Genomic DNA, 25351 nt, shown 5'->3' with positions numbered 1-25351 from the left:
CTCACGGGCGTTGCTGGGAAGTGCGCCTCAACTCAGTGGCCGGTCCCCGTAGGGTGCACGAGGCTTTTGCTGCCCTTTCGGCCCTGGTGGAACGGGGGTTGGGGGTGCCCGGGGGCAAGGAAAGCCCCCTCGGCCGAAGTTGGCTGAAAATATACGGGGTAGTGTGCGGAATCCGGTCAGTCCACCGGCGCACTACCCCCGGCCCGATGTCCGCCCCTGTGCGCCCCCAAGCCGGTCCGGCCGTGCCGACCACGATGCGAGCAGCATTGTTCAGTGTGCAACCGTGTCGCCCCGCGTTCGGACTGGCGCAGCAGCAGCCGGCACGCCGCGGTGACCGCGGCGAGCCCCAGGGCCGCGCCGGCGGCTCCGGCCGCCGAGATTCCGTACCCGACGAGGACCAGTGGCACCAGGACACAGCTGAACGCCGCCCAGCGGACGATGTCGTCCGCCCCCTCCGCGCCTGCGGGTGGCGCGTCCTGAGCGTGAGAGGTCGCCCGCGTGTGCGATTCGGGCGCGCGGGTGGGCGTCGGAATGCTCCGGCGTGAGACGGCGGGCCTGTGCGCTGTGGACGGTCCTGGCACGGAGTGCTCCCTGTGGCTCCCTGGGTCGGCGTGGTTCGGGAGTTCAACGCGCGATGTCCGTCCCGGTCACCCGATCCACCCGGTAGGAGGCCCACAAGGGTGCGCAAACCGCCTGTACGGGGCAGCAACCATTGCCATACGGGCGGGCCCTCGTGCATGCTCCCCTGAACACTGCGGAGCGCACATACGTACAGGTCCGGTAGCGGGCCGGAGTCTGGGCAGAGGAGGAGTGTCGCCGTACCCTTGGGGGTATGGGGTTGGGAAGATGATTCCCGGACACAGCTCCGCCGATCAGTTGTCGTCCCCTCATACGAGGCCCACGAGGTACACGCCGAGACACTCATGGCCGGTCACGAATTTTCCGAACCCGAAGGCCGCAAGCGGCAGGTCGCGGATCCCACCGCGACCCCCCAGCCGGCCGAAGAGACACGTCACGCCTGTGACCCCGCGTTCAAGCACGGAGTCGTCGTCGGCTTCGACGGCTCGACGTCGAGCGAGCGGGCACTGGCGTACGCGATCGGCATGGCGCATCGCTCGGGCTCCGGGCTGATCATCGTGCACGTCGCCAACCGGCTGCCCACCACGGTGTGGGCGGGCTGTGAGCCCCCTGTCTTCGTGGACGTGCCGGATCACAGGACCGAGGTCCTCGGGCTCGAACTCGCCTGTGCGGACTATCTCTCCGAAGTGCCCTGGATCCTCGTCGAGCGCGGTGGCGACATCTGCCACGAGCTGGAGGAGGTCGGCCGGGAGTACTCGGCCGACGCGATCGTCGTGGGCTCGACCCACGGGATCGTCGGACGGATCTTCGGCTCGGTCGCCGGGCGGCTCGCGCGGCGCGCGCAGCGGCCCGTGATCGTCATTCCGTAGCCGCGCCCCGTGGCCGTTCCGTAACGGGGTCTTGTCCCAGGTGAGACGCGGCTGATGGTGGTGCAACTTCAGTACGGGGAAAGGCCGTTGATTTCTCCCGGTGTGGATAAATCTACTCGTGCGTAGAGGTGGTTTGTGCCCTTGTGAAGGGTACATACCGGTCGCTGGGCACCAGCGCAGCAACGGCACAGAGCACCCGCACTTTGCACGAAGGGAGCCCGCTGTGGACAACGACGTCTCCGCGGGAAGCACGGCAACGACCCCGTCCGTCTCGACTCTCGGTCAACTCGCTCTCGGACTCACCCTGTTGGCGTTCGGCCTCGGTCACACCGAAGTGATCGACGGCGTGACGGCGGCCAACGCGGTGTCGATCGCGACGTACGTGGGCGGGATCGCCCTCTTCGTCGCCGGCCTGCTCGCGCTGCGCTCCAGCGACAGCGACGGATTCACCGGTACGGCCTTCGCCGGGCTCGGCGCCTTCTGGTTCACCTGGGGCATCGGGGCGGGCGACACGGTCTCCGCGAACGCGGCGGGTCTGTTCCTGCTGCTCTTCGCCCTGCTCGCGCTCAGCCTGACGCTCGGCTCCGCCGGGGCCGGGATGTTCGTACGGGGGACGTACGGGGCGCTCTTCGTGGCGATGCTGCTGCTCGCGATCGCCGCGTTCGGTGACACGGACTCGCTCGCCAGGGCCGGGGGCTGGTTCGCCGCCGCGGGCGGGCTCGTCGCCTGGTACGGGGCGACGGCGTCGATGTCGGGTCTGCCGACGGCGCTCCCCGGGCGCGCTGCCGGCCGGGGGGTGACGGCCACCGGCTGACAGCCACGACGGGCCGGGGCAATGGGCGGCCCCGGCCCTCCGGGAACGGGTCCCTTCGTGCTTGGTGGCACGCGAAGGGACCCGTTCGCATTCTGCGCCTGAGCCGGGGCTACTCCACCGTCACCGACTTGGCCAGGTTGCGCGGCTTGTCGATGTCGCGGCCGAGGGCCAATGCCGTGTGGTAGGCGAGGAGCTGGAGGGGGATGCCCATCAGGATCGGGTCGAGCTCGTCCTCGTTCTTCGGGACGACGATCGTGCGGTCGGCCTTCTCCTGCTCCTGGTGGGCGACCGCGAGGATACGGCCGGAGCGGGCCTTGATCTCCTCCATCGCGGCGCGGTTCTTCTCCAGGAGGTCGTCGTCAGGGACGATCGCCACGGTCGGGAGCGCGGGCTCGATGAGGGCGAGCGGGCCGTGCTTCAGCTCGGACGCCGGGTAGGCCTCGGCGTGGATGTACGAGACCTCCTTGAGCTTCAGGGACGCCTCGCGGGCCACCGGGTAGCCCCGGACGCGGCCGATGAACATCATCGAGCGGGCGTCCGCGTACTCCTCGGCGATCTTCTTGATCTCCGCCTCCTGGGCGAGGATCTCCTCGATCTGCGAGGGCAGCTTGCGCAGGCCCTCGATGATGCGCTTGCCGTCGGCCACCGACAGGTCGCGGATGCGGCCGAGGTGCAGGGCGAGGAGGGCGAAGGCGACCGTGGTGTTCGTGAAGCACTTGGTCGACACGACGCAGACCTCGGGGCCCGCGTGGACGTAGACGCCGGCGTCCGACTCACGGGCGATCGCCGAGCCGACGACGTTGACGACGCCGAAGACCCGGGCGCCCTTGCGCTTCAGCTCCTGGACCGCGGCCAGGACGTCGTACGTCTCGCCCGACTGGGACACCGCGATGTACAGGGTGTCGGGGTCGACGACCGGGTTGCGGTAGCGGAACTCGGAGGCCGGCTCGGCGTCCGCGGGGATACGGGCCAGCTCCTCGATCATCTGGGCGCCGATCAGACCCGCGTGGTACGAGGTGCCGCAGCCGAGGATCTTCACGCGGCGCACCGAACGGGCCTCGCGGGCATCGAGGTTGAGGCCGCCCAGGTGCACGGTGGAGAAGCGGTCGTCGATGCGGCCGCGCAGCACGCGGTCCACGGCGTCGGCCTGCTCGGAGATCTCCTTGTGCATGTACGTGTCGTGGCCGCCCATGTCGTAGGAGGCGGCCTCCCACTCGACGGTGGTCGGGGACGCGGTCGTGCGCGTGCCCTCCGTCGTGTACGTACGGAAGTCGTCGGCCTTCAGCGTGGCCATCTCGCCGTCGTCGAGCGTGACGATCTGGCGGGTGTGGGAGACCAGGGCCGCGATGTCGGAGGCGACGAACATCTCCTTGTCACCGATGCCGAGGACGACCGGCGAGCCGTTGCGGGCCACGACGATGCGGTCCGGGAAGTCGGCGTGCAGGACCGCGATGCCGTACGTGCCCTCGATCAGGCGGAGCACCTCGCGGACCTTGTCCTCCAGGTCCGTCTGCTGCGAGCGGGCGATGAGGTGGGTGAGGACCTCGGTGTCCGTCTCGGAGAGGAACTCGACGCCCTCGGCGGTGAGCTTGGCGCGCAGCTCGGAGGCGTTGTCGATGATGCCGTTGTGCACGACGGCGACCTTGTTGTCGCCCGACATGTGCGGGTGCGCGTTCTCGTCGGAGGGGGCGCCGTGGGTGGCCCAGCGGGTGTGGGCGATGCCGGTCGTGCCCTTGAAGCGGGCCGGGACCTTGGCCTCCAGGTCGCGGACGCGGCCCTTGGCCTTGACCATCTTCAGGCCGGTCGCCTTGGGGCTGGTGATGACGACGCCCGCGGAGTCGTAACCCCGGTACTCCAGGCGCTGCAGGCCCTCAAGGAGCAGCGGTGCCACATCACGCTTGCCGATGTAACCGACAATTCCGCACATAAGTGGTGTAAGTCCCCTCTGGTTGTCTTCTCTGGTGGTGGCCGGTCAGCCGTAGACGATGCGTCGCAGCTGGCGGAGCGAGAGCTCCGGCGGGGCCACCGCGCGGTAGCGCAGGTCCGCCAGGATCTGTTCGAAGATCGCCGCGTTCACCAGGCCCTGACCCTGGAGCTCGCGGTGGCGGCGGCGGACGAACGCCTCCGTCGACTCGTCGAAGTAGGCGAGCACGTCCTGGATCACCCGCAGCGCCTCGCCCCGGTTCAGGGCGGTGGTCCGCGTCAGATGATCGACAAGTTCCTCGTGCACTCGGTAGATCCTGGGGGAGGATGCGCGGTTTCGCAAGAAATCTGCCCGATATCGGGCAAGCGTCGAAGGTTCGCTGTGAACGACGGGGTGTGCGGGGCAGGAGTGCACAGGGTTTGAAGCGAGCCATGCCGCTTGTTCGGGCGGTGTTCATCCGGCGTACCCGGTGGGGATGGGTGCCCAAAGCACCTTTTCGGCCATGGACATTCCACGTATGGGCGTTCCCGCCGAGCTCGCCGACCGCAGCCTCGCCGAGCAGCACGAGTACCTGCGCGGCAGATTCTCCCGCCGCACCATGATCCGCGGCGGCGCCGTCACACTCGGCACGGTCGCCGGCGGGGTCTTCGTGCCCGGCGCGGCGCAGGCCGCGACCTCCTCGGCGTCCTCGGCCGCCGCGGCGCCGGTCTCGGCCACCGCGCACATCGACGGCGCGCTTGTCGCGCCCTTCGGCCGTCACCTCTCGTACGGCGACGACGCGCGGACCGAGATGACGGTGTCCTGGCAGGTGGCGGCGCCGGTGAAGAACCCCTTCATCCGGATCGGCGCGAGCGCCGGTGAACTGTCGCGGAAGATATCCGCCGAGGTCAGGGCCCTGTACACGCCGGCGGGCGTGGGCACGAGCGCCGACCACACCCAGTACTACGTGCACGCCAAGCTGTCCCGCCTCAAGCCGGGCAGGACGTACTACTACGGCGTCGGGCACGACGGCTTCGACCCGGCCTCGCCGAAGTTCGCGAGCACCGTCGGCACCTTCACCACGGCTCCCGCCACCGCCAGGCCCTTCACCTTCACGGCCTTCGGCGACCAGGGCGTCAGCTACCACGCGCTCGCCAACGACTCGCTGATCCTGGGCCAGGGCCCGGCCTTCCACCTGCACGCCGGAGACATCGCGTACGCGGACCCGTCCGGCTCGGGCACCACCAAGGACACCTTCGACGCGCGGACCTGGGACCAGTTCCTCGCGCAGACCGAGACCGTCGCCAAGTCCGTGCCGTGGATGGTGAGCTACGGCAACCACGACATGGAGGCCTGGTACGCGCCGCACGGCTACGGCAGCCAGCAGGCCCGCTTCGAGCCGCCCGCCAACGGGCCCGACCCGGAGAACCTGCCCGGCGTCTACTCCTTCGTGCACGGCAACACGGCCGTCGTCTCGCTCGACGCCAACGACGTGTCCTGGGAGATCCCGGCCAACCTCGGCCTGTCCGGCGGCACACAGACCACCTGGTTCGAGAACCAGCTGAAGAAGTTCCGGGCCGCGGGCTCCGGCATCGACTTCGTCGTCGTCTTCTTCCACCACTGCGCGTACTGCACCGCCACCTCGCACGCCTCGGAGGGGGGCGTGCGCAAGGAGTGGGTGCCGCTGTTCGAGAAGTACACCGTCGACCTCGTGATCAACGGGCACAACCACGTCTACGAGCGCTCCGACGTGCTCAAGGGCGAGAAGGTCACCAAGGAGCTGCCGATCGGCGGCACCGCGTACCCGGAGACCGACGGCGTCGTCTACGTCACCGCGGGCGCGGCGGGCAAGAGCCTGTACGCGTTCCCGGTCGCCGACACCTACGAGGGCAACGAGAAGGACATCGACCCCTTCGCCTCGTACGTCACCCAGGAGGACGGCAGCAAGAAGGCCGTCACCGTCGACTGGTCGCGGGTGCGGTACACCAACTACTCGTTCCTGCGGGTGGACGTGCAGCCCGCGCCGGTGGGGCGGACCGCGACCCTGACCGTACGCGGGCTCGCGGAGACCGGCGCCGAGATCGACCGGTTCGTCGTGGCGCGCAAGGTGCGCGGCCGGCGCTGACCGTCGCCGGGGCGGCCCGCGCGGTCACATCCGCTTCAGGACGGCCTGCTTGGCGGCCGCGAACTCCTCGTCGGTCAGCACCCCCGCGCGGTGCAGCTCGCCCAGCTCCCGGAGCCGGCGCAGCAGTGCGTCGTGATCGTCCTCGGGGGGCGCGGGAGGTTCGGTGACCTCGGGGGCCTGCTCCAGCACGGGGACGGTGGCGGGGCCGGGGCCGGGCGCCGCGGCCGCCGCCCCCGGGTGCGGCAGGCGGGCCTGGACCGCCGCCGCGACCAGCGCCATCAGCGGGTCCTTCTTGAAACCCCACAGCTCGATCGAGTTCGGGTCGTACTTCGGCGGGGCCTTGGTGGGCGACGAGCGGACGGTGAAGCGCAGACAGCCGTTCTCCAGGCCCGCCGCCGGCTGCCACTCCACCGCCGTGATGTCGGCGAGGTGCAGCTGCCGGGTCCCGGAGGACGCCTTGGCGTCCTCCGTCTTCCAGTTCCACTCCAGACGGATGTGCTCCCCGTCGAAGCTCGCCGTGCCGTCGCCCGCCGAGACGGAGAGCGGCACGGACGGCCCCGGCAGCAGATACCCGGTGCAGGCCGTGCCCGGTATCCGCTCCAGGAGCAGCGCGCTCCGCACCTCGTCCACGAAGTACTCGGCGACGCCGTACCGGTCCGACTCGACGGTCAGCTGATACGGGTCCGTGCCCTCCGTGAGCTTCCCGCCCGTCGCCTGGAGCAGCGGGTCCGCGCCGTCCCGCAGGCGCAGCCGCAGCCGCCCCGACTTCTTGCCCTGCTCGAAGGAGACACCGGCCAACGCCGCCAGCGGGACGGTCAGTTCACCCAGGGCCCTGCGCAGCAGGTTCACGCCCTTGTCGCGCCCCGGGACGAGGCGCAGCGTCTCCCCGTCGAACGTCCACGTGCCCTCGCGCTGGATGATTTCCGCCATACGGTGATTCTGGCATCAGGCCCCGGCGGAAGTGGTCTACACCTTGACCCGTCGAGAGGCGGGCGGTACGCATGGTGACCGATCGGTTGCTCAGCCGCACGACGAACGCCACCAACGACTCCGTCGCGAAGGGAACGTTTGTGAGGAAGCACCACAGATCGAGAATCTCCCTGCTGGGTTCGCTGCTGCTCGTCGCCGCCGGGGCCGGGGCCCTCGGCGGCCTCCCGGCCTCCGCCGCCACGGCCCCCGTCACCCCGCTCGGCCAGGTCGTCCCCGCACCCGCGAAGGTGACCGCGGGCGGATCCCCGTACGCGATCACGGCGAGGACCAGGATCCGGGTGGACGACGGGTCGCGGGACGCGCGCCGCATCGGGAACTACCTCGCCGGTGTGCTGCGCCCCTCCACCGGCTACCGGCTGCCCGTCACGGACGACGCCGCCCGCGACGGCATCCGGCTCGAACTCGACCGCGAGGACAAGGGGCTCGGGAGCGAGGGGTACCGGCTGACGTCGACGGGGCGGGCCGTCACCATCACCGCCGCCGCGCCCGCCGGGCTCTTCCACGGCGTCCAGACGCTGCGTCAGCAACTGCCCGCCGCGGTCGAGTCCGACGACCGGCGGTCCGGGCCGTGGCTGGTCGCGGGCGGCACCGTCGAGGACACCCCGCGCTACGGCTGGCGCGGCGCACATCTGGACGTGGCACGGCACTTCATGACGGTCGGTCAGGTCAAGCGGTACATCGATGAGTTGGCGCTGTACAAGATCAACAAGCTGCATCTGCACCTGACCGACGACCAGGGCTGGCGGCTCGCGATCGACTCGTGGCCGAAGCTCGCCACGTACGGCGGGTCCACGGAGGTCGGCGGCGGCGCGGGCGGCTACTACACCAAGGCCCAGTACCAGGACATCGTGCGGTACGCGGCGTCCCGGTACCTGGAGGTCGTGCCCGAGATCGACATGCCGAGCCACACGAACGCGGCCCTCGCCTCGTACGCCGAGCTGAACTGCGACGGCGTCGCGCCGCCGCTCTACACCGGCACGAACGTCGGCTTCAGCTCGCTGTGCGTGAACAAGGACATCACGTACAAGTTCATCGACGACGTCGTGCGCGAGGTGGCCGCGCTCACCCCGGGCGCGTACCTCCACATCGGCGGCGACGAGGCGCACTCCACCAGCCAGGCGGACTACGACGCCTTCATGAACAAGGTGCAGCCGATCGTCACCAAGTACGGCAAGAAGGTCATGGGCTGGCACCAGCTGACGTCCGTGACGCCTGCGAAGGGCGCCATCGCGCAGTACTGGGGCACCGACGGGACGAGCGCGGCGGAGAAGGCGCAGGTCGCGGCGGCCGCCAAGAACGGGACCGGGATCGTCGTCTCGCCCGCCGACCGTACGTACCTGGACATGAAGTACAACAAGGACACCCCGCTGGGTCTGGCCTGGGCCGGATATGTGGAGGTGCAGCGGTCCTACGACTGGGATCCGGGCAACTACCTTCCCGGGGCGCCGAGTTCGTCGATCCGCGGGGTCGAGGCGCCGCTGTGGTCGGAGACGCTCAAGCAGTCGCCGGACATCGAGTTCATGGCGTTCCCGCGGCTGCCCGGGGTCGCCGAGCTCGGCTGGTCGCCCGCGGCGACGCACGACTGGAACACGTACAAGGTGCGGCTCGCCGCGCAGGCGCCGCGCTGGGACGCGCTCGGCATCAACTACTACCGGTCCACCCAAGTGCCGTGGCCCGCTGAGTAGATGAGGCGGGAATGCTGAAAGGGGCTGCGGGAGGACCGTCTCCCGCAGCCCCTCGTTCAGGGCGACCAGCTAGGCGATCGGGTTCTCCAGGTCGCCGACCAGCTGCAACGCGCCGGACGGGTCCGCGAGGTCCACCATCTGCTCGTTGTCGCGCAGCTGGAGACGGTTCAGGCAGGACAGCGCGAAGCTCGGGGCGAACAGGTCGAACCGGCGGAACTTGTCTTCCAGATGGGGCGCCGACGCCTGGTACTCGCGGACGCACTCGGCGACCGCGTCCCAGAACGTCTCCTCGTCGAGGACACCGTCCGCGACCAGGTTCGCCGCCAGGAAGCGGAAGAAGCAGTCGAAGACGTCCGTGAAGATCGACAGGAGCTTCATGTCGTCGGGTACGTCGGCGCGGATCCGGTCCACCTTCGGCGGCAGCACCGCGTCCGGGTCCATCACCGCGATCTCCTCGGCGATGTCCTTGAAGACCGCCCGCCGCACCGTGCCGCGCTCGTCCAGGACCAGGATGACGTTCTCGCCGTGCGGCATGAACACCAGGTCGTAGGCGTAGAAGCTGTGCAGCAGCGGCGTCAGGTAGGACTTCAGGTACGGCTTCAGCCACTCCCGGGGAGTCAGGCCCGAGCGCTCGATGAGGGCGCCCGCGAGGGAGCGGCCCGCACGGTCCACGTGCAGGAGCGAGGCCATCGTCGCCAGGCGCTCGCCCGGCGCGAGCGCCGGGACCGGCGACTCGCGCCACAGCGCCGCGAGCATCTTGCGGTAGGGGGAGTAGCGGTCGGTGGCGGCCTCGTACTCCAGGTGCCGGTAGCCGACGGCGGCGCGCTCCCGGATGATCGTGAGGCCGGTGTCCTTGAGCACCTCGTCGTTCTCGATGAGCCCGGCCAGCCAGTCGTTGATCGCCGGGGTCGCCTCCATGTACGCCGCCGAGAGGCCGCGCATGAAGCCCATGTTGATGACGGACAGCGCCGTCTTCACATAGTGCTTCTCGGGCGAGGTGGCGTTGAAGAACGTACGGATCGACTGCTGGGCCAGGTACGCGTCGTCGCCCTCGCCGAGGCAGACGAGGTGGCGCTGGGCGATCTCGGCCGCGAAGGTGACCGACAGCTTGTTCCACCACTGCCAGGGGTGGACCGGGATCAGCAGGTAGTCGTCCGGGTCGAGGCCCTGGTCGCGCAGGGTGGTGGCGAACCGGGCGAGCGTCTCGTCGCCCAGCTCCGTACGCAGCAGCGACTCGTAGTCGAGGCCGACGCCCGCCGTGAACGCGGCGCGGTCGCGGGTCGCCGCCAGCCAGATCAGCCGGACCGGGCTCGCGGTCTCGGGCGCGTACGAGAGGTACTCGTGGATGCCGAAGCCGAGCCGCCCGTTGTTGGCGACGAAGCAGGGGTGGCCCTCGGTCATGCCCGTCTCGATGGCCTGGAAGTCGCCGGTGGCGGCGAGCTCGGCCGAGGTGAGGTGCGGCTTGGCGAGCTTGTAGCAGGTGCCGGAGAGGGTGGAGGAGATCTCTTCCAGATAGACGGGCAGGATCGCGTCCGTCAGGCCCAGCGACTCCTTCATCTCGATGAAGAACTGCAGCGCGTTGAGCGGGAGTTCGGTGCCGTCGTGGTGCCGGGTGATGCTCGCGGGGTCCACCTGCCAGTGGTCCAGGCGGAGCCGACGGGCGGTGAACCGGTAGCGGGTCAGGCCGTCGTCGCTGCGCACCACGTACCGGTCGGCGCCGTCGATGGACTCGGGGGTGAGCAGCCGCTCGTGGGCGAACTCGGCGAGCGCCTTGCGGATGAGGAGGCGGTCGGCCTCGGCCCAGTGTTCGGGGGTGAGGTGGGAGACGGTGTCGGCGATGCTCATGCTGCCGCGCTCCTTCCGGTGGCCTTCTCGAACTGTTCACGGGTGCAGAAGCTGAGCAGGGCCCGCTTCTCCGGCTTGTCGATCTCCCGCTCGGGCACGAAGCCGACGGCCTCGTTGAGCGCGTGCACCGCCGTGTTGCGCACGTCGGGCTCGACGACGACCCGGCGCACCGAAGGGTCGGCGAACAGGTGCTCCATCACCGCCGTGATCACGGCGCGGGTGAAGCCGGGTATGCGTGTGCCGGACGGGGCGGTGAGGAAGTGCATGCCGATGTCGCCGGGCTCGGGCTCGTACAGGCCGACGAGTTCGACGTGCGCCGGGTCGTAGCGCTCCATCAGGAACGTGGGCTCGCCGTCGTGCAGGCCGAGGAACGCGTCGTGGTGCGGGTGCGCGGCGATCGCCGTGTACTCGCGCTCGACGTCCTCCGGCTTCGCGTCCTGCATCAGCCAGAACGCGGCCTTGGGGTCGGTGACCCAGCGGTGCAGCAGCTCGGCGTCGGCGGCCGGGTCGAGGGGGCGCAAGGTCAGTCGCCCCACGGTCGTGGTGCTCATACGGCGAACTCCTGGAAAGCGATGGTCTTCTCGACGGGGTAGTACTCGGTGCCGAGCAGCTCGCAGATGATGTAGCTGTTGCGGTAGGCGCCCATGCCCAGGTCGGGGCTGGTGATCGAGTGGGTGTGCACGCCCGCGTTCTGCAGGAAGATGCCGCGCCCGGTCGTGTCGATCGCGTAGTTGCGGGCGACGTCGAAGCGGCCGTGGCCGTCCCAGCGGATCCGGTCGCGTACCGGCTCCAGGAAGGCGGGCGGCGCGTACGTGTAGCCGGTGGCGAGGATCAGGCCCTCGGTGCGCAGCTCGAACTTCTTGTCCTGCTCCTCCTGGTGCAGGCCCAGGACGTACTCACCGTCCTCGTAACCGGCGCTGGACAGCGCGGAGTTGGTGAGCAGGCGGGTGGGGACGGCGCCGCCGAGGCCCTTTTGGTAGAGCAGGTCGAAGATGGCGTCGATCAGCTCCCCGTCGATGCCCTTGAACAGGCCCTTCTGCCGCTCCTCCAGGGAGTAGCGGGTGGCCTCGGGCAGCGCGTGGAAGTAGTCGATGTAGTCCGGGGACGTCATCTCCAGGGTCAGCTTGGTGTACTCCAGCGGGAAGAAGCGCGGGGAGCGGGTGACCCAGTTGAGGCGGTAGCCGTGGACGTCGATCTCGCTGAGCAGGTCGTAGTAGATCTCGGCGGCGGACTGCCCGCTGCCGACCAGCGTGATCGACTCCTTCCGCTGGAGCGCCTCCTTGTGCTGCATGTATGCCGAGTTGTGGATGACGCCGTCGCCGGGCAGGTCCCGGCACGCGTCCGGGATGTGCGGCGGGGTGCCGGTGCCGAGCACGAGGTGCGGGGCGCGGTAGCTCTCGCCGCCTTCGGTGGTGGCGGTGTAGAGGCCGTCGCCCTCGTCGTACGTCACCGAGGTCACGGTCGTCGAGAAGCGGACGGAGGAGAGCTTGCCGGCCGCCCAGCGGCAGTAGTCGTTGTACTCGACGCGCAGTGGATAGAAGTTCTCGCGGATGTAGAACGAGTACAACCGCCCCGATTCCTTCAGGTAGTTGAGGAAGGAGTACGGCGACGTGGGGTCGGCGAGGGTGACCAGGTCCGACATGAACGGGGTCTGGAGGTGGGCGCCGTCGAGGAACATTCCCGAGTGCCACTCGAAGCCGGGCTTCGACTCCAGGAAGACGCCGTTCAGTTCGGCTATCGGTTCGGTGAGGCAGGCGAGGCCGAGATTGAAGGGGCCGAGCCCGATCCCGATGAAGTCGTGAAGGTTCTTCGTCGTATCAAGAGGCGCGGTCAAGGGTGTCTCCCAGGTACTGCTCGGCGTGGCCGGCGATGAGGTCGAGGACGGCCGCGATGTCGTCGAGGGTCGTCTCGGGGTTGAGCAGGGTGAACTTCAGGTACTGGCGGGCGCCGACCTTGGTGCCCGCCACGACCGCGTCGCCGGAGGCGAACAGGGCCTTACGGGCGTACAGGTTGGCGTGGTCGACGGCGGCCGGGTCGGTGACGGCCGCCGGGATGTAGCGGTAGACGAGCGTGGACAGGCTCGGCTCGACGACCACGTCGAAGCGCGGGTCGGCGGCGAGCATCGCCCAGGCGCGGTGGGCGAGGTCGCAGACCTCGTCGAAGAGGCCGCCGATGCCGTCGGCGCCCATCACGCGCAGTGTCAGCCACAGCTTGAGGGCGTCGAAGCGGCGGGTGGTCTGCAGGGACTTGTCCACCTGGTTGGGGATGCGCTCGGCGACCGTACGGCGCGGGTTGAGGTACTCCGCGTGGTAGGTGGCGTGCCGCAGCGTGGCGCCGTCCCTGACCAGGACGGCGCTCGAACTCACCGGCTGGAAGAAGGACTTGTGGTAGTCGACGGTGACGGAGTCGGCGCGCTCGATGCCGTCGAGCCGGTCGCGGTGCTTCGTCGAGGCGAGCAGTCCGCAGCCGTACGCCGCGTCGACGTGCATCCAGGTGTCGTACTGGGAGCAGAGCTCGGCGATCTCCGGCAGCGGGTCGATGGAGCCGAAGTCGGTGGTGCCCGCGGTGGCGACGACGGCCATGGGGACGAGGCCCTCGGCGCGGCAGCGTTCCAGTTCGGCGGCGAGCGCGAGGGTTTGCATCCGCCGGTCCTTGTCGACGGGGATCGTCACCACACAACCTGGGTCGAGGCCGAGGAGTTTGGCGGACTTCTGGACGCTGAAGTGACCGGCCTCGGAGGCGAACACCCGCAGTTTCGCGCGGTCTGCAGATCCTTCCCGCCCGCCCGGCCCTGGCTTGGCCTCCTCGCGGGCCAGCAGCAGCGCCTGGAGGTTGGACTGCGAACCGCCCGAGGTGAACACGCCGTCGGCCGCGGGGCCGAGTCCGACGCGGGCCGCGGTCCAGTCGATGAGCCTGCGCTCGATGAGGGTGCCGCCCGCGGACTGGTCCCAGGTGTCGAGCGAGGAGTTGACCGCGGAGAGGATCGCCTCGCCGAGCACGGCCGGGATCACGACCGGGCAGTTGAGGTGGGCGAGGTAGCGGGGGTGGTGGAAGTAGACGGCGTCGCGGAGGTAGACGTCCTCCAGCTCGTCGAGCGCGGCGATGGTGTCGTGCAGCGGCTCGTCGAGGTCGACGGCGTCGATGGTGGGGGAGAGGGCGTCGGGTGTGACACCGGTGAACGGCCGTGCGGTGGTGGCGAGTTTGGCCGCCACCCGCTCGATTCCCTCGGTCACGGAGCTGCGGTAGAGCTCCGCGGTCGTGTCATTGAGCAGGTGCGATCGGAGGTGCGGCCCGCAGGGCCTCGGCTGAGGGTGGTGGTGGGAGACGGGCGGGCGCATGAACGGTTCCTCCGGGTGGGGATGAGGGTGTTCCCGGGTGGGGCAGGAGAGCTGCGGCCGCAGAGAAGGGGCGGGGTCGCGAACTCTTACTTAGGTTAGCCTAACCTAAGTTGAGCTCGCGACCCCGCCCCTTGATGTGGCGAAATGTGCAGTTATATGGCGGGAATTGGACCTGGGCGGACCTGTCTGGGAGCTAGGCGGCGGCCTGCGCGCGCAGGGCGTCCTCGCTGAGCCCGCGGCGCCAGTACCCGACGAACTTCACCGCCCGCTTGTCGTAGCCGCGTTCGCGCACGAGATGCCGGCGCAGCTCCTTCATCGCCCCGGACTCACCGGCCAGCCAGGCGTACGGGCGTACGGCGTCGGGGAGTTGAGCGGCGCGGATGGCGTCGAGGGCGCTGGGGGCCCGCTCGTCGCGGACCAGCCAGTGCACGGTGAGGTTCGCCGCGGTGAGGATCGGTTGGATGTCCTCGCGGTGCGGGACCTCCAACCACACATGCGCGGATACGGAGTCGGGCAGCCAGGCGAGGATGCCGAGCGCGGCCGGCAGGGCCGTCTCGTCGCCCCACATGAGGATGTGGTCGAAGTCGGCGGGCGGCTGGCAGCGCACGGCGGCGTTGTCGGCGACCGCCGGGCCGAGCACGACGACCTTGTCACCGGCCTGGGCGGCCTCGGCCCAGCGGCAGGCGGGGCCGGTGGTCGCCGGGTCGTCGTTGTGCAGCACGAAGTCGATGTCGACCTCCTGCGCGGGGTGACGACGCTGGCCGCTGAGCGTGTACGAGCGCATGATCGCGCGCTCGTCGTCCGGGATGGCCCGGTAGGCCGCGTGCCAGGCGCGCCCGTCGTCGCCCGGCTCGGCGGGCGGCAGGACGGGGGCGTCCTGGCCGGGGTGCGGCAGGAAGAGGGAGAGGGACTGGTCCCGGCCGCCGCCGTGGAAGGAGGCCAGCTCGGGTCCGGTGAAGGTCACCCGGAGCAGCGACGGGCCGAGCCGCCGCGTGCGGACCACTTGCAGATCGAAGAATCGGAAAGGGGCTACAGCGGGGGCTTCGGCCGTCGCGGTCATGTGGTTACGACACCTTCTTCGCGGTCTCGATCGCCTTGGCGAGGTTCTCCAGGAGCGGGGCGCACTTGTCGTAGGAGAGGATCGGCTCGGTGGAGCGGCCGATGACCTGGCCGGCCTTGACGGCGGGCAGCTTCTTCCAGGTCGCCTCTTCGATGTCGGCGGGCTGGATGGCCTGGGTGCGGTCGTCCATCATGATGATGTCGGCCGGGTACTTGTCGACGTTCTCCCAGCTCAGGTTCTCGTACCAGCCGCCGGAGGCCTTCTTGGCCTTCTCCGGGGGCTCGACGAAGTTCACGCCGAGGGCCTTGAAGTACTCCAGGTCGATGGAGAGGTTCGTGCCCGACATGTAGAAGATGTCGGCGCTGGCCGAGCCGACCAGGACCTTGATGTCGGGGTTCGCCTTGGCGGCCTTGCGCAGCCGGGCCGCCGCGTCCTCGAAGCGCTTCTTCGCCTTGACGACCTTGTCGGCCTTCAGGTCGGCGCCGAGCGACTCGGCCAGCGCGTACATGCGCTCAAGGGGCTGGGTGAGCTGGCGGTCGTAGACGGAGATGCCGACGCTCGGGGCAAGCTTGGCGATCTTGGCCTTGGACTCCGCCGGGACGTACCAGAGGGTGCCCGCGCCGTCGAACATCGTCGAGATCAGCACGTCGGGGGCGAGGCCCGCGTACTTCTCGATGTTGAACGCGCCCCACTCGTTGCCGATGACCGTGACCTTGTCGACGGGCATGTCGCCGGCCATCACATCGGCCTTGCCGCCCTTGACCGTGGTCGGGCCGAAGACGCCCTTGACCTGGATGCCGTAGTCGTAGAGGGCGGCGCCGACGCCGGTGTAGGCGACGATGTTCGCCGGGACCTTGTCCAGCTTCACGGTCGTGCCACGGTCGTCCTTGTAGGACCAGGGGCCGGACTTCTTCGCGGCCTGCGTCGAGTCCGAACCGCTGTCTTTGGAGCCCTTGTCGCTGCCGCAGGCGGCGAGCGCGGCGCCGAGGCCGAGGGCTCCGCCGGCGGCGAGGATGCCGCGGCGGGTGGGGCGGGACAGACGGGCGTTCGACATGGAGGGGCTGCTTTCGGACGTGCCGGGTCATCGGCCGGACGGGGTCGCAAACTGAGGGTAGGTTAACCTAACTTCCCATGATGTCCAGGGGGCGGGTCCCCGCCGCTCAGCTGTGGTGGAGATCCACGTACTCCCGGGGTTGGCCGTGCGAGTAGGCCATCAGCGCCGCGTACTTGTCGTCGCCCAGGTAGTACTCGGCGCTCCAGTGCAGAGAGAAGAAGCGCCCCCGCTCGTCCATGAGGGCCGGGCTGAACTCCGACAGGTTCTCGGGGCCGGTGCTCAGGGTCGGCACGATGCCGATGTGCTCGCGCAGGAAGGCGACGGCGGGCTCGATGACCTCAAGCTGCCCGCCGTCGGCACGGAACTCGGCGACGGCGCGCGCCGTCTCCGCGGCGGCGAACTCGTCGCACCGGCGCCCCGGATGCCGGCCGCCGGTCGACAGCCAGGCATCCACCGCCTCGGGCGACGTCAACGGGAACACGGTTCCCGATGCTCTCACTTCACCGTGCCGGTGACGGGCCCTACGACGTCAGACCCAGCTCCCGTGCGATCAGCATCCGCTGGACCTCGCTCGTGCCCTCGCCGATCTCCAGGATCTTGGAGTCGCGCCACATGCGGGCCACCGGATACTCGTTCATGAAGCCGTAGCCGCCGTGGATCTGGGTCGCCTCGCGCGCGTTGTCCACCGCGATCGTCGACGAGTACAGCTTCGCCAGCGCCGCCTCCTTCTTGAACGGCTCGCCCGCCACCAGCCGGGACGCCGCGTCCCGCCACGCCAGACGGGCCGTGTGCGCCTTCATCTCCATGTCGGCGATCTTGAACTGGATCGCCTGGTAGCCGCCGATGGTGCGCCCGAACGCGCGGCGCTCCTTGGCGTACTTCACCGACTCGTCGACGCAGCCCTGGGCGAGCCCGGTGGCGAGAGCCGAGATCGCGATACGGCCCTCGTCGAGGATCCGCAGGAACTGGGCGAAGCCGCGGCCCTCCGCGCCCAGCAGGTTCGCACCCGGCACCCGGACGTCGTCGAAGTGCAGCTCACGGGTGTCCGACGCGTTCCACCCGACCTTCGAGTACGGGGCCGCCGCCGTGAAGCCGGGCGTGCCCGCGGGGACGATGATCGACGAGATCAGCGGCTTGCCGTCCGCCGTGCGGCCGGTCACCGCCGTCACCGTCACCAGGCCCGTGATGTCCGTGCCGGAGTTGGTGATGAAGCACTTCGTGCCGTTGATGACCCAGTCGCCGGTCGCCTCGTCGCGGACCGCCGTGGTGCGGGTGCCGCCCGCGTCCGACCCCGCCTCCGGCTCGGTCAGCCCGAACGCGCCCAGCATCTCGCCGGCGCACAGCTTCGGCAGCCACTGCCGCTTCTGCTCCTCGGTGCCGAACAGGTGGACCGGCATGGCGCCCAGGGAGACTCCGGCCTCCAGGGTGATGGCGACGGAGGAGTCGACCCGGGCCAGCTCCTCCAGGGCGATGCCGAGCGCCAGGTAGTCGCCGCCCATGCCGCCGTACTCCTCGGGGAACGGCAGCCCGAACAGCCCCATGCGGCCCATCTCGCGGACGATCTCGTACGGGAACTCGTGCCGCTCGTAGTAGTCACCGATCTTCGGGGCGACGACCTCGTGCGCGAACTCCTCGACGGTGCGCCGCAGTTCCTCGTGCTCGGGGGAGAGGCGGTGGTCCATGGCTGCTCACTGCTCCTGTGGGGGCGTCGAGAGGGCGGATACGGTGCGGGACGGGCTGGGTCGGCCCAGATGCCCGGCCATCCACCTGCTGGTGTCGGTGAGAAGGCCGAGGTCGACCCCGGTCTCGATGCCCAGGCCCTGCAGCATCCAGACGAGGTCCTCGGTGGCGAGGTTTCCGGTGGCGCTCTTCGCGAACGGGCAGCCGCCGAGGCCGCCCGCGGACGCGTCGACCGTGGTCACGCCGTGCTGCAGCGCGGCGAGCGTGTTGGCGAGCGCCTGTCCGTACGTGTCGTGGAAGTGCACGCCGAGCGTGTCGGTCGGCACACCCTCCTCGTTCAGCTCCGCCAGCAGCGTCTGTACGTGGCCGGGGGTAGCCACGCCGATGGTGTCGCCCAGGCTCAGCTCGTCGCAGCCCATGTCCCGCAGGGCCTTGGCGACCTCGACGACCTGGTGGACGGGGACGGCGCCCTCCCAGGGGTCGCCGAAGCACATGGAGAGATAGCCGCGCACGTGCGCCCGCGCCTCCTTGGCGCGGGTCACGACCGGCTCGAACATCGCCAGGGACTCGGCCACCGTGCGGTTCAGATTGGCCTTCGCGAAGGACTCGGTGGCGCTGGCGAACACCGCGATGCGGTTCGCGCCGAGGTCCAGGGCCCGGGTCAGGCCCCGCTCGTTCGGCACCAGGACCGGGAGGTGCACGTGGCCGAGGTCCGCCAGCCGCGGGAACAGGGCTTCCGCGTCGGCCAGTTGAGGAACCCACCTGGGGTGGACGAAGCTCGTCGCCTCGATCGTGGTGAGGCCCGCCGCGGCGAGGCGGTGGACGAACTCCGCCTTCACCTCGGTGGGGACGGCGGTCTTCTCGTTCTGCAGGCCGTCGCGGGCGCCCACCTCGTGGATGCGGACCCGGCCGGGCAGGTCCTCGGCCCGGACGACCATGGGGAGTGCGGTCACTTCTCCTCCTCCGCGATGACGGCGAGCACCTGGTCCATCGCCACCGTCGTGCCCGGCGACACGTCCAGCTCCGTCACGGTGCCGGCGTGCGGGGCCGCGATCACGTGCTCCATCTTCATCGCCTCCACCACCAACAGGCTCTGTCCGGCGGCCACTTGATCGCCGACCGCCACCTTCACGACGGTCACGGTGCCCGGCATCGGGGCCGTCAGGGAGCCCGCGCCGTCGTGGCCCGCGCCCGTCAGGCGCGCCGCCACCGGGTCGTGGTCCTGGACGTGCCAGGCGTCGCCGTCGCGGGCCAGCCAGTCGCCGGCGACGGCGGTGAGCCGGGCCGGGGTCGTCGGGGCGCCGTCGACCAGCACCTCGTCACCGCGGACGCGGACCTCGACCGGGTCGTGACCCGGGACCCTCAAGTGGTGCACGGTCCACGCCGGTTCGCCGCCGAGCCGCCAGCCGTCGGGCCGCGAGAACGGGTCCACCCAGCCGTCCGTGGCGGCCGGGGCGAGAGCCCGCCGGCGCAGCACCCCCGCCGCCGCGTACACCTCCGCCGGGACGTCGGCGTCCACCAGGTCGTCGACCGCGCGCTCCACGAGCCCGGTGTCCAACTCGCCCGCGACGACCGCCGGATGGGCCAGCAGGCGGCGCAGGAACCCGGCGTTCGTCGGCACGCCGAGCGTCACCGTCCTGGCCAGCGCGGCCCGCAGTCTGCGCAGCGCGGTCTCCCGGTCGGGGCCGTACGCGATGACCTTCGCCAGCATCGGGTCGTACAGCGAGGAGACCTCGGTGCCCTCGCTGAGCCCCGAGTCGGTGCGCACGCCGTCGCCCTCGGGTTCCTGGAGGGCCAGGACCGTGCCGCCGGACGGCAGGAAGCCGCGGGCGCCCTCCTTGATCGACACGGTCTCGGCGCACAGCCGTGCCTCGACCGCGTGGCCGGTGAGCGTGATGTCGGCCTGCCCGAACGGGAGTCGCTCGCCCGCCGCGACCCGCAGCTGCCACTCCACCAGGTCCAGGCCCGTGACCAGCTCGGTCACCGGGTGCTCGACCTGGAGGCGGGTGTTCATCTCCATGAAGTAGTACGAGGCCGGGTCGTCGCCCGGCACGATGAACTCCACCGTGCCCGCGCCCCGGTAGCCGCAGCTGCGGGCCGCCTCCACGGCCGCCTCGCCCATCGCCGCGCGCGTGGCCTCGTCGAGGAGCACGCTGGGCGCCTCCTCGATGATCTTCTGGTGGCGGCGCTGGAGGGAGCACTCGCGCTCGCCGAGGTGCACCACGTTGCCGTGGCCGTCCGCGAGGACCTGGATCTCGATGTGCCGGGGCCGGTCGACCCAGCGCTCCACGAGCAGCGTGTCGTCACCGAAGGAGGCCCGCGCCTCGCGCCGGGCGGCCGCGATCTCCTCCTCCAGGACCGTCAGGTCCCGCACCAGGCGCATGCCCTTGCCGCCGCCGCCCGCCGACGGCTTCAGCAGCACCGGGGCGCCCAACGCACGGGCCGCCTCGGCCAGTTCGGGATCGCGGCCGCCCGGCACCACCGGCACGCCCGCGGCCTCGACCGTCTCCTTGGCGCGGATCTTGTCGCCCATCAGGGCGATCGCGTCGGCCGACGGCCCGATGAACGTCAGGCCGGCCTCCTCGCAGGCCCGCGCGAACGTCGCGTTCTCCGCCAGGAAGCCGTAGCCCGGGTGCACCGCCTGGGCGCCGCTCGACGCCGCGGCCGCGAGCAGCCGCTCCACCGACAGGTAACTCTCGGCGGCCGGGGGCGGGCCGATCCGCACCGCCTCGTCGGCCTCGCGCACATGCCGCGCGTCGGCGTCGGCGTCGCTGTGGACCGCCACCGAGCGGATGCCGAGGGCGCGCAGCGTGCGGATGACCCGGACCGCGATCTCACCGCGGTTGGCCACAAGTACCGTCTCGAACACAGTGGCTCGTCCCCTCACATCCGGAAGACGCCGAAGCCGCCGGACTTCTCCGGAAGCGGCGCGTTGGCACAGGCGGTCAGGGCCAGGCCGAGGACCTGGCGGGTCTCCATCGGGTCGATCACGCCGTCGTCCCACAGCCGGGCCGTCGCGTAGTAGGCACTGCCCTGGGTCTCGTACTGGCTGCGGATCGGCGCCTTGAACGCCTCCTCCTCGTCCGCGGGCCAGGACTCCCCGCGCGCCTCCAACTGGTCGCGCTTGACCGTCGCGAGCACCGAGGCGGCCTGCTCGCCGCCCATGACGCTGATCTTCGCGCCGGGCCACATCCACAGGAAGCGCGGCGAGTACGCCCGCCCGCACATCGAGTAGTTGCCCGCGCCGTACGAGCCGCCGATCACCACCGTCAGCTTCGGTACGCGCGTGCAGGCCACCGCCGTGACCATTTTGGCGCCGTGCTTGGCGATCCCGCCCGCCTCGTAGTCCTTTCCGACCATGAACCCCGAGATGTTCTGCAGGAACACCAGCGGGATGCCGCGCTGGTCGCACAGCTCGATGAAGTGGGCGCCCTTCTGGGCGGACTCGGCGAACAGGATGCCGTTGTTCGCGACGATGCCGACCGGGTGGCCGTGGATCCGCGCGAACCCGGTGACCAGCGTCTGCCCGAACTCGGCCTTGAACTCGGCGAACTGCGAACCGTCGACCACGCGCGCGATGACCTCGCGGACGTCGTACGGGGTGCGCGAGTCGACCGGCACCGCGCCGTACAGACCCGCCGGGTCCACCTTCGGCTCGATCGCCGCCCTGACCGCCCACGGCAGCGGGCCGCGCTCCGGGAGCGTGGAGACGATGGTCCGGACGATGCGCAGCGCGTGCGCGTCGTCCTCCGCGAGGTGGTCGGTGACGCCCGAGACGCGCGAGTGGACCTCGCCGCCGCCCAGCTCCTCCGCCGTCACCACCTCGCCGGTGGCCGCCTTCACCAGCGGTGGGCCGCCCAGGAAGATCGTGCCCTGATTGCGGACGATCACCGCTTCGTCGCTCATCGCCGGGACGTACGCGCCGCCGGCCGTGCACGAGCCGAGCACCGCCGCGATCTGCGGGATGCCGGCGCCCGACATCCGCGCCTGGTTGTAGAAGATCCGCCCGAAGTGCTCGCGGTCCGGGAACACCTCGTCCTGCATCGGCAGGAACGCACCGCCGGAGTCCACCAGGTAGACGCACGGCAGCCGGTTCTCCAGCGCCACCTCCTGGGCGCGCAGGTGCTTCTTCACCGTCATCGGGTAGTACGTGCCGCCCTTGACCGTCGCGTCATTGGCGACGATCACGCACTCGCGGCCCGACACCCGCCCGATGCCGGCGATCACGCCCGCCGCCGGCGCCTGCCCCTCGTACATCCCGTCCGCCGCCAGCGGCGCCAGCTCCAGGAACGGGGAGCCGGGGTCGAGCAGCGTGTCCACCCGCTCACGCGGCAGCAGCTTGCCGCGCGCCGTGTGCCGGGCGCGGGCCTTCTCGCCGCCGCCGAGCCGGGCCGCGGCCAGCTTCTCGCGCAGCTCGGCCGCGAGCTTCCGGTGGGCCGCCTCATGGGACTGCCAGGCCTCCGACGCGGGATCCGCCGCGCTCGTCAGCTCCGGTGCCTCGTGCATCCTGCGGTCCTCTCACCACGTAGCGATGTTAATGACCGTTAACCGATGTCCTTCAGGTTAACGCTCGCTAACCTCGCTGTCTAGAATTGCTTCATGTCTTCAGGAGCCTCCAGAACCGACGCGCCCACCCGTCGCGAGCAGATCCTCAAGGAGGCCGCCCGGCTCTTCGCCGAGCGCGGGTTCCACGGCGTAGGGGTCGACGAGATAGGAGCCGCGGTCGGCATCAGCGGCCCCGGCCTCTACCGCCACTTCGCGGGCAAGGACGCGATGCTCGCCGAGCTGCTCGTCGGCATCAGCGGGCAGCTGCTGACCGGCGGCAAGCGCCGGGTCGCCGAGGCCGAGCACGGCCCGGAGGCGCTGCTCGACTCGCTCATCGAGGGGCACATCGACTTCGCCGTCGACGACCGGGACCTGATCACGCTGCACGACCGTGAGCTGGACCGGCTGCGCGACAGCGACCGCAAGCTGGTGCGCTCCCTTCAGCGCCAGTACGTGGAGCTGTGGGTGGAGTCGCTGAGGAAGGTCTACCCACAGCTCGCGGAGCCGCAGGCGCGCGTGGCCGTGCACGCGGTCTTCGGTCTGCTGAACTCCACGCCGCACCTCAGCCGCCCCGGCTCGCTCCCCGGACGCGCGGTCACGGCGCGGCTGCTGCACAAGCTGGCCCGCGGGGCCTTCGCGGCCGCCGCCGCGCCGGAGTGACGTGCATCTCTGGACGCTTCAGAAACTCGCGGGTAACGTTGCCCTGAGCAAGCGCTTAGTCGCGTATGCCCGTCAGCTGAAACCGTCGTTGAGCCGTCGTAGAAGGAGAGTTCTCCGTGCGCCGTACCGTTTTTGATGAGGACCACGAGGCGTTCCGGGAGACCCTGCGCGCCTTCATCGAGGCCGAGGTCGTCCCCCACTACGACGAGTGGTTCCAGCAGGGCATCGTGCCCCGCGAGCTGTACGGCAAGATGGCCGAGCTCGGCCTGTTCGGCATCAACGTGCCGGAGGAGTTCGACGGCGCGGGCATGGACACCCACAAGTTCGAGGCCATCCAGTACGAGGAGACCGCCCGCGCGGGCGTCTCCTTCGGCGGCTCCGGCGTCCACGTGCTGCTCGCCCTGCCCTACATCAAGATGCTCGCCACCGACGAGCAGAAGAAGCGCTACCTGCCGAAGTTCGTCTCCGGCGAGGAGATGTGGGCCCTCGCGATGACCGAGCCGGGCACCGGCTCCGACGTCGCGGGCATGAAGACCACCGCCAAGCTCTCCGAGGACGGCACGCACTACGTCCTCAACGGCGCCAAGACCTTCATCACCGGCGGTGTGCACGCCGACCGCGTCATCGTCTGCGCCCGCACCTCCGCGCCCAGCGCCGAGGACCGCCGCTTCGGCATCTCCCTCTTCGCCGTCGACACCAAGTCCGAGGGCTACTCCATCGGCCGCAAGCTCGACAAGCTCGGCCTGCGCACGTCCGACACCGCCGAGCTGGCGTTCGTCGACGTGAAGGTGCCCGTCGAGGACCTGCTCGGCGAGGAGAACAAGGGCTTCGGCTACCTCGGCACGAACCTCGCCTCCGAGCGCTGGGGCATCGCCTACGGCGCCTACGCGCAGGCCAAGGCGGCCGTCCAGTTCGCCAAGCAGTACGTCCAGGAGCGCACCGTCTTCGGCAAGCCCGTCGCGTCGTTCCAGAACACCAAGTTCGAGCTGGCCGCCTGCCAGGCCGAGGTGGACGCCGCCGAGGCCGTCGCCGACCGCGCCCTGGAGGCCCTCGACGCCGGTGAGCTGACCGCGGCCGAGGCCGCGTCCGCGAAGCTGTTCTGCACCGAGGTCGCCCACCGCGTCATCGACCGCTGCCTCCAGCTGCACGGCGGCTACGGCTTCATGAACGAGTACCCGATCGCCCGCCTGTACGCGGACAACCGCGTCAACCGCATCTACGGCGGCACCAGCGAGGTCATGAAGATGATCATCGCGAAGAACATGGGCCTGTAACCCCCCGTACCTGTCGCTCGGAATATCTGCTGGGTACAACTGATCCCATGCATCAGGCACTTGACTCCCTCCTCGATCTGCTCGATCTGGAGCAGATCGAGGAGGACATCTTCCGCGGCCAGTCCCGGTCCGCCGTCGTCCCGCGCGTCTTCGGCGGGCAGGTGGCGGCCCAGGCGCTGGTCGCGGCGGGGCGCACCGTCCCCGCCGACCGGCTCGCCCACTCCCTGCACGCGTACTTCCTCGTCGCGGGCGACCCGGGCGCGCCCATCGTCTACACCGTCGACCGCATTCGCGACGGCCGCTCCTTCACCACCCGCAGGGTGGTCGCGATCCAGCACGGGCAGCCGATCTTCCACCTCTCCGCGTCCTTCCAGACGTACGAGGAGGGCCTGGAGCACCAGGCGGACATGCCGCCCGCGCCCGACCCCGAGTCGCTGCCGACCGCGGCCGAGATGCTGCCGCGCTACGCCGACGTCCTCGGTCCCGACCGCGTCCAGAAGATGCTGGAGGCCCGCGAGGCCGTCGATCTGCGCTACGTCGACGCGCCGCCGTTCGCCTTCGTCGGCGATCCGCAGCCGCCGAACTCGCAGGTCTGGTTCCGCACCAACGGCAAACTCGCCGACGACCCGCTGCTGCACGTCTGCCTCGCCACGTACGTCTCCGACATGACGCTGCTCGACTCCGTGCTGCTCGCGCACGGGCGCGGCGGCTGGGCGGTCGGCGACGTCGTCGGCGCCTCGCTCGACCACGCCATGTGGTTCCACCGGCCGTTCCGCGCCGACGAATGGCTGCTCTACGACCAGCAGTCGCCGTCCGCGTCCGGCGGCCGCGGCCTCGGTCAGGCCCGGATCTACACCCAGGAGGGCCGGCTCGCGATCACCGTGATCCAGGAAGGCGTCGTTCGCGTTCCGCGCTGATCAGACATACGGT

The 25351-nt window shown here is 70.2% G+C and carries 21 protein-coding genes; 7 read left to right on the top strand and 14 right to left on the bottom strand.

Features of this window, described 5'->3' with window-relative positions; genetic code table 11:
* The first annotated feature begins 923 nt into the window (after positions 1-923).
* Both J3486_RS23555 and J3486_RS23550 read left to right on the top strand, forming a co-directional pair.
* Positions 924-1448, top strand: coding sequence for a universal stress protein (locus J3486_RS23555; RefSeq protein ID WP_207823405.1), 525 nt, complete (start codon positions 924-926; stop codon positions 1446-1448).
* Positions 1449-1671: 223 nt separating this feature from the next.
* A complete protein-coding gene (locus tag J3486_RS23550; protein ID WP_207823403.1) occupies positions 1672-2262 on the top strand; it encodes a GPR1/FUN34/YaaH family transporter in 591 nt (196 codons plus the stop codon).
* Positions 2263-2371: 109 nt separating this feature from the next.
* On the opposite strand, the gene glmS is transcribed toward J3486_RS23550, so the two are convergent.
* Both glmS and J3486_RS23540 read right to left on the bottom strand, forming a co-directional pair.
* Positions 2372-4189 carry a glutamine--fructose-6-phosphate transaminase (isomerizing) gene (glmS, locus tag J3486_RS23545; RefSeq protein ID WP_207823401.1) on the bottom strand — a complete coding sequence of 606 codons (1818 nt, stop codon included), beginning with the start codon at positions 4187-4189 and terminating at the stop codon, positions 2372-2374.
* A gap of 45 nt (positions 4190-4234) precedes the next feature.
* On the bottom strand, positions 4235-4492 hold the full coding sequence (locus tag J3486_RS23540; RefSeq protein WP_207823399.1) for a hypothetical protein: 258 nt from the start codon (positions 4490-4492) through the stop codon (positions 4235-4237).
* A gap of 196 nt (positions 4493-4688) precedes the next feature.
* Between J3486_RS23540 and J3486_RS23535 the strand changes: the two genes are divergently transcribed.
* Positions 4689-6290: a metallophosphoesterase family protein gene (locus J3486_RS23535; protein WP_207823397.1), complete on the top strand. Its 1602-nt coding sequence runs from the start codon at positions 4689-4691 to the stop codon at positions 6288-6290.
* 24 nt (positions 6291-6314) lie between these two features.
* Here the strand turns inward: J3486_RS23535 and J3486_RS23530 are convergent, their stop codons facing one another.
* Entirely contained in the window at positions 6315-7220 is a 906-nt protein-coding gene (locus tag J3486_RS23530; protein WP_207823395.1) for a DUF4429 domain-containing protein, read from the bottom strand.
* A gap of 140 nt (positions 7221-7360) precedes the next feature.
* Here J3486_RS23530 and J3486_RS23525 point away from each other — a divergent pair, with 140 nt between their 5' ends.
* Positions 7361-8965: a beta-N-acetylhexosaminidase gene (locus J3486_RS23525; protein WP_307804906.1), complete on the top strand. Its 1605-nt coding sequence runs from the start codon at positions 7361-7363 to the stop codon at positions 8963-8965.
* A 69-nt stretch (positions 8966-9034) separates the two neighbouring features.
* Here J3486_RS23525 and J3486_RS23520 read toward each other — a convergent pair whose 3' ends face one another.
* The 11 genes from J3486_RS23520 to J3486_RS23470 all read right to left on the bottom strand — a co-directional run bounded on the left by J3486_RS23520 (position 9035) and on the right by J3486_RS23470 (position 22448).
* On the bottom strand, positions 9035-10810 hold the full coding sequence (locus J3486_RS23520; protein ID WP_207823392.1) for an IucA/IucC family siderophore biosynthesis protein: 1776 nt from the start codon (positions 10808-10810) through the stop codon (positions 9035-9037).
* On the bottom strand, positions 10807-11361 hold the full coding sequence (locus J3486_RS23515) for a GNAT family N-acetyltransferase (protein ID WP_207823390.1): 555 nt from the start codon (positions 11359-11361) through the stop codon (positions 10807-10809). Before J3486_RS23515 ends, J3486_RS23520 begins: the two co-directional genes overlap by 4 nt.
* Entirely contained in the window at positions 11358-12644 is a 1287-nt protein-coding gene (locus J3486_RS23510) for a lysine N(6)-hydroxylase/L-ornithine N(5)-oxygenase family protein (RefSeq protein ID WP_207823388.1), read from the bottom strand. The genes J3486_RS23515 and J3486_RS23510 overlap by 4 nt, the downstream gene beginning before the upstream one ends.
* Entirely contained in the window at positions 12628-14148 is a 1521-nt protein-coding gene (gene desA, locus J3486_RS23505; protein ID WP_207823386.1) for a lysine decarboxylase DesA, read from the bottom strand. The genes J3486_RS23510 and desA overlap by 17 nt, the downstream gene beginning before the upstream one ends.
* A gap of 193 nt (positions 14149-14341) precedes the next feature.
* Positions 14342-15208: a siderophore-interacting protein gene (locus J3486_RS23500; RefSeq protein WP_207823385.1), complete on the bottom strand. Its 867-nt coding sequence runs from the start codon at positions 15206-15208 to the stop codon at positions 14342-14344.
* A 4-nt stretch (positions 15209-15212) separates the two neighbouring features.
* Entirely contained in the window at positions 15213-16262 is a 1050-nt protein-coding gene (locus tag J3486_RS23495; protein WP_207823384.1) for an ABC transporter substrate-binding protein, read from the bottom strand.
* Between the two features lie 106 nt (positions 16263-16368).
* Positions 16369-16734, bottom strand: coding sequence for an SUKH-3 domain-containing protein (locus tag J3486_RS23490; RefSeq protein ID WP_229378438.1), 366 nt, complete (start codon positions 16732-16734; stop codon positions 16369-16371).
* 49 nt (positions 16735-16783) lie between these two features.
* Positions 16784-17944, bottom strand: a complete 1161-nt coding sequence (locus J3486_RS23485; protein ID WP_207823381.1) for an acyl-CoA dehydrogenase family protein — start codon at positions 17942-17944, stop codon at positions 16784-16786.
* Between the two features lie 6 nt (positions 17945-17950).
* A complete protein-coding gene (locus tag J3486_RS23480) occupies positions 17951-18880 on the bottom strand; it encodes a hydroxymethylglutaryl-CoA lyase (protein ID WP_207823581.1) in 930 nt (309 codons plus the stop codon).
* Between the two features lie 11 nt (positions 18881-18891).
* A complete protein-coding gene (locus J3486_RS23475; RefSeq protein ID WP_207823379.1) occupies positions 18892-20811 on the bottom strand; it encodes a biotin carboxylase N-terminal domain-containing protein in 1920 nt (639 codons plus the stop codon).
* A gap of 14 nt (positions 20812-20825) precedes the next feature.
* Positions 20826-22448 (bottom strand): carboxyl transferase domain-containing protein, encoded by a 1623-nt coding sequence (locus J3486_RS23470; RefSeq protein WP_207823377.1) that lies wholly within the window; start codon positions 22446-22448, stop codon positions 20826-20828.
* Between the two features lie 93 nt (positions 22449-22541).
* Here J3486_RS23470 and J3486_RS23465 point away from each other — a divergent pair, with 93 nt between their 5' ends.
* From J3486_RS23465 to tesB, 3 genes are all read left to right on the top strand, one after another.
* Positions 22542-23147, top strand: a complete 606-nt coding sequence (locus J3486_RS23465; protein WP_207823375.1) for a TetR/AcrR family transcriptional regulator — start codon at positions 22542-22544, stop codon at positions 23145-23147.
* A gap of 116 nt (positions 23148-23263) precedes the next feature.
* Positions 23264-24421, top strand: coding sequence for an acyl-CoA dehydrogenase family protein (locus J3486_RS23460; RefSeq protein ID WP_207823373.1), 1158 nt, complete (start codon positions 23264-23266; stop codon positions 24419-24421).
* Between the two features lie 47 nt (positions 24422-24468).
* Entirely contained in the window at positions 24469-25338 is an 870-nt protein-coding gene (gene tesB / locus J3486_RS23455; protein ID WP_207823371.1) for an acyl-CoA thioesterase II, read from the top strand.
* The last annotated feature ends 13 nt before the right edge of the window (positions 25339-25351 follow it).

It is taken from the genome of Streptomyces sp. VRA16 Mangrove soil (assembly GCF_017377775.1).
GTDB lineage: Bacteria > Actinomycetota > Actinomycetes > Streptomycetales > Streptomycetaceae > Streptomyces.
Note: the sequence above shows the minus strand (reverse complement) of the source record. Positions and strands in the feature narration are given on the sequence as shown.

Coding starts and splice junctions, on each gene's coding strand:
- J3486_RS23515 (WP_207823390.1), bottom strand. CDS start 11,361: ATGAGCACCACGACCGTGGGGCGACTGACCTTGCGCCCCCTCGACCCG.
- tesB (WP_207823371.1), top strand. CDS start 24,469: ATGCATCAGGCACTTGACTCCCTCCTCGATCTGCTCGATCTGGAGCAG.
- J3486_RS23485 (WP_207823381.1), bottom strand. CDS start 17,944: ATGGACCACCGCCTCTCCCCCGAGCACGAGGAACTGCGGCGCACCGTC.
- J3486_RS23480 (WP_207823581.1), bottom strand. CDS start 18,880: ATGGTCGTCCGGGCCGAGGACCTGCCCGGCCGGGTCCGCATCCACGAG.
- J3486_RS23500 (WP_207823385.1), bottom strand. CDS start 15,208: ATGACCGCGACGGCCGAAGCCCCCGCTGTAGCCCCTTTCCGATTCTTC.
- J3486_RS23495 (WP_207823384.1), bottom strand. CDS start 16,262: ATGTCGAACGCCCGTCTGTCCCGCCCCACCCGCCGCGGCATCCTCGCC.
- J3486_RS23530 (WP_207823395.1), bottom strand. CDS start 7,220: ATGGCGGAAATCATCCAGCGCGAGGGCACGTGGACGTTCGACGGGGAG.
- J3486_RS23520 (WP_207823392.1), bottom strand. CDS start 10,810: ATGAGCATCGCCGACACCGTCTCCCACCTCACCCCCGAACACTGGGCC.
- J3486_RS23470 (WP_207823377.1), bottom strand. CDS start 22,448: ATGCACGAGGCACCGGAGCTGACGAGCGCGGCGGATCCCGCGTCGGAG.
- J3486_RS23535 (WP_207823397.1), top strand. CDS start 4,689: ATGGACATTCCACGTATGGGCGTTCCCGCCGAGCTCGCCGACCGCAGC.
- glmS (WP_207823401.1), bottom strand. CDS start 4,189: ATGTGCGGAATTGTCGGTTACATCGGCAAGCGTGATGTGGCACCGCTG.
- J3486_RS23465 (WP_207823375.1), top strand. CDS start 22,542: ATGTCTTCAGGAGCCTCCAGAACCGACGCGCCCACCCGTCGCGAGCAG.
- J3486_RS23555 (WP_207823405.1), top strand. CDS start 924: ATGGCCGGTCACGAATTTTCCGAACCCGAAGGCCGCAAGCGGCAGGTC.
- desA (WP_207823386.1), bottom strand. CDS start 14,148: ATGCGCCCGCCCGTCTCCCACCACCACCCTCAGCCGAGGCCCTGCGGG.